The sequence below is a fragment of the Frankia sp. CcWB2 genome, from assembly GCF_977927585.1.
Genome location: NZ_CDWRCM010000220.1, coordinates 3,317 through 7,420, shown reverse-complemented (window position 1 = coordinate 7,420; position 4,104 = coordinate 3,317). Strand labels below are relative to the sequence as shown.

Annotated in this window: 3 protein-coding genes; all 3 read right to left on the bottom strand. The window is 72.6% G+C overall.

Annotated elements, in window-relative coordinates; all coding sequences use genetic code 11:
- Positions 1–1,129: 1,129 nt before the first annotated feature.
- Complete coding sequence (gene hemQ, locus ACY45C_RS18690) at positions 1,130–1,825, bottom strand: hydrogen peroxide-dependent heme synthase (RefSeq protein ID WP_011435779.1); 696 nt, start codon at positions 1,823–1,825, stop codon at positions 1,130–1,132.
- Positions 1,826–1,876: 51 nt separating this feature from the next.
- Positions 1,877–3,292, bottom strand: coding sequence for a protoporphyrinogen oxidase (gene hemG / locus ACY45C_RS18685; RefSeq protein WP_462188867.1), 1,416 nt, complete (start codon positions 3,290–3,292; stop codon positions 1,877–1,879).
- Positions 3,293–3,379: 87 nt separating this feature from the next.
- Positions 3,380–4,104: uroporphyrinogen decarboxylase family protein (locus tag ACY45C_RS18680; RefSeq protein ID WP_462188866.1), on the bottom strand; the 725-nt coding region annotated here is incomplete at its 5' end.

The following is a 4,104-nucleotide window of genomic DNA, read 5'->3' as shown; positions in this document are numbered from 1 at the left end:
GCTCGGCGGTGCGCCGACGGGCCGGCCGGCCGTCCCCGCCGGCGCGCCCGGCGGGGACGGCATCCCCTGCCCGCCGCGGGCGCGCGGAACGAAGTTCGACCCAGCGGTCGCGCGCGTGTCGCCGGGCACCGTCTCCGTCACTCGTGGTCCCCCCCAGCACCGCGACGGCGCGCGTCAACGACACCGACCGGACCCGGCCGAACGGACTGGCCCAGTGGCGCCGGCACGTGCCCGAGCCCGAGCCCGAGCCGGAGCCAGGATCCGAACGGGCCCGGAGGTGTCATCGTCCTCCCCGTTCGGCGGCCCGCGGCGCCCCTCGCTCAGACAGCCACGAATTCATCCCTCGGTGGTGCATCGACCCTCGGTGGTGCATCGACCGGACCTCCAGCGATCTTCCCCCGCCACTGACTGTGGGCCACCCCGAACGATGAGCCGAACGCGCGCATCATCCAGGTCCCACTGGGGTGTGTCGGCACACCGGAGCGAACTGGAATACCGGACGCCGACACGGGTGGCGCTCCGTGGTCACGGGGGCAACGTTACCGGCTACGCCGAGATGATCTACCAGCGGCCCGGCCCGGCGATGGCGGCGTGACGCCCCGACCGCCGACCGTGGCGATGGCGTGATCCGTGCGTTTATGGCAACTCACAGTAACAGAGATGCGGTCGTCGACCAGCGACCGCCATGACGAACCTTCCGAGTCGACGAACCTTCCGAGTCCGCCCGCCGGCGCGGGCATGACAGGCACCATCGACCCACGGACGCCCGACGCCTACACTGCGCACACAAACAGCGGCGATAATGCTACTCTGCGTTATGGATCGCGGGTCTCGGCTCGGGATCCGTCGGCTGCCCGCCCCCGCGGGCGCCGGGAGGGGTGGGGCTGTGCGATCCTGCGCGCCCCGTGCGACGTCGCCGACGTGATATCGCTGGGGTGACATCGCCGGGGTGATGTCACGTCGGGATTGATGTCACCTGGAGTGATGCCGCCCGGGTGAGGCCGGTGAGCACAGTCACGGGACGGTCGGCGCCTGCCGGACGGGTGGGGGCGCCCAGGCAGGCGCCGGCTGCCGTCCCGGTCCTCCGCCGGCACCGGTCCTCCGCCGGTCTACCCGGCAGCCACCCGCCTCAGGGCAGGGCGGTGACGACGTCCGCCAGCGGCTTGCGGGCACCGGTGTAGAACGGCGTCTCCAGCCTGGTGTGCCGTCGCGCCGCGCTGGCCCGAAGGTGTCGGATGCAGTCGACGATCCGGTGCAGCTCATCCGCTTCGAAGGCGAGCAGCCACTCATAGTCGCCCAGTCCAAACGAAGCCACCGTGTTGGCCCGGACGTCCTCGTACTCCCGGCCCATGATCCCGTGCTCGGCGAGCATCCCGCGCCGTTCATAGTCCGGCAGCAGGTACCACTCCAGCGAGCGGTTGAACGGGTAGACGCAGAGATAACCGCGGGGGTCCTCCCGCCGGACGAAGGCGGGGATGTGGTTCTGGTTGAACTCCGCCGGCCGGTGCAGGCCGACCGCCGACCACACCGGACGCAGGTGCCCGCCCAGGGCCGTCCGCCGGAACCGCTGGTAGGTCTCCTGCAGCAGGTCCGGGTCCGGGCTCGTCCACCAGACCATCAGGTCCGCGTCGGCCCGGTAGCCCGAGATCTCGTAGACACCGCGGGTGTAGACGTCCTTGGCCAGCGCCCCGTCGAGCAAGGCGGTCGCCTCGTCGATCAGCGGGGTCCGCTCGGCGGGCAGCGGACGGTCGGCCGCGAAGACCGACCATCCCGTGTAGAGCAGCTCCGCGTTGAGTTCGCGGGCCGATTTCGTGGACTCCGACATTCCCATCCTCCTTCACCGGCGGCCGGACGCGGTCCGGGCCGGTGCACGTAATCAGATTCCCGGGCCCACCGGATCGGCCGGACTGCCTTGCGCCGTCCGGGTAGCCCTCAGCACCGCGTGCGCGGCGGTCTCCCCCGACCGGATACAGGCCGGGATGCCTACACCGTCGTATCCCGCGCCGGCCAGGACGATCCCCGCTGGAAGCCCCCGGCGCACCGCGGCGATCCGGTTGAGATGACCCGGCAGGTACTGCGGGAGTGCCCCGCCCCAGCGACTCACCCGGGTCGCGACCGGCCGACCGGACAGACCGGTGATCTGCGCGATCTCCGCCGCCGCCACCCCGGCGAGCTCCACGTCCCCACGCTGCAGGTCCTGTTCGGCACCGGCGCGGCCGATGCTCGCCCGCACCACCGTGAGCCGGTCGGAGCCCAGGTGCGGCCACTTGGCGGACAGGAAGGTGGCCGCCTTCACCGCGGTGCCCGCCCGGGCGGGCACGAGGAATCCGCTGCCGGGTGGCGGCGCGGCATCCCGGTAGACCAGCGTCACCAGGCCAACCGAGGCGTAGGGCACGCCGGCAAGCGGGGCGGAGGCATGCGGGGCCAGCGGCGCCAGCAGGGCGCGGGCCACCCCGGCGGGCACCGCGAGGATCACGGCGTCGGCCTGGAACGGCCCGAGGGCGTCCGCGCCGCCCACCCGGTCACAGTTGACCTGCCAGCCGCCCGCGGTCTTCGCGATCGAGCGGACGAGCACCCCGGTGTGCACGGTGGCGCCGGACTGCGCCGCCACCCGCGCCGCGAAGGAGCCCAGGCCCCCCCGAAGCGTGGCGAACAGCGGTGCCGTCGAGGTCGTCGTCGCGGGTCCGGTACGGGCCCGCACCCGGTGCGCGCCGAGGAGCAGCGAGCGGTCCTCGGCGAAGATGGGGACGAGCTGGGGCACGGTAGCCCGCAGCGACAGCGCGTCGGCCCGGCCCGCATACACCCCCCCGAGCAGCGGATCCACCAGCAGGTCGACGACTTCGCGCCCGACCCGCGTGCCGACGTAGCGGCCGACGGTCGGATCGTCGGCGAAACGTGTCCGCGGCAGCACCAGGTCGGCGGCGGCCCGCACCAGCCCCCACGGGGACAGCACCCGCGAGCGGACCAGGCCGAGGACGTCGGTCGGCACTCCGAGCAGAGTGTTCGGGGGGATGGGACGCAGCCGGCCGCGGATCCACAGTGACGCCGACGTCGTGGCCGGATGCACGATGTCGTGCCCGAGCCCGATCTGCCGGGCCAGGCGGAGTCCGTCGGGAACCCGGGCGAGGAAGGACTCCGCGCCCTCTTCGACGTCCAGACCCTCGATCGGGGTGGTATGCAGCTTGCCACCGACCCGGTCCGCCGCATCGAGGACGGTCACTTCGGCGTGCCCGGCCAGGGCGCGGGCGGCCGAGAGCCCGGCGATACCCCCACCGACGATCACAACCCGCACGTTCCTGCCGCCCTTCACGTTGAGTGGTGCCGCCCGCCAGTTTTCACCATCGAGCCGGTTCCAGTGAACCGGTCCGATGAGGGCGGATCACCTGCCGTGGACGAGGTCAACGACGTGTGCGAGCACGCCCGGATCGGTCTGCGGCAGCACCCCGTGGCCGAGGCTGAACACGTGCCCCTCCGCCTCGGCCCCGCGGGCGCAGACGTCACGCACCTTGGCGGCGAGCACCGCTTCGGGGGCGAAGACCGCGGTCGGGTCGAGGTTTCCCTGCACGGCGTGACCGGGCCCGATCCGCCGGGCGGCCTCGTCGAGAGGGACCCGCCAGTCGACCCCGACGACGTCCGCACCCGCCTGGCCCATCGCGGCGAGCAGCTCACCGGTGTTCACACCAAAGTGGATGCGCGGCACCTCACCGGCGAAGGCGGCCAGCACCCGAGCGCTGTGCGGCGCGACGTAGCGACGGTAGTCCGCCTCGTCCAGCGCCCCGGCCCAGGAGTCGAACAGCTGCAGCGCGTCGACACCGGCATCCACCTGGACCCGCAGGAAGGCGGTGGTAATGTCGGCGAGCCGGGCCAGCAGGTCGTGCCAGAGCTTCGGTTCGCTGTACATCAACGCCTTGGTGCGGGCGTGGTCGCGACTCGGCCCGCCCTCGATGAGGTAGCTCGCGAGGGTAAACGGCGCCCCGGCGAACCCGATCAGCGGGGTTGAACCCAGCTCGGCCAGCAGTAGCCGGACCGCGTCGGCCACGTAGGGAACGTCGTCCGGCTCCAGTGCCCGCAACGCGGCGAGCCCGACGGCGTCCCGCACGGGCT

Coding starts and splice junctions, on each gene's coding strand:
- hemQ (WP_011435779.1), bottom strand. CDS start 1,825: ATGTCGGAGTCCACGAAATCGGCCCGCGAACTCAACGCGGAGCTGCTC.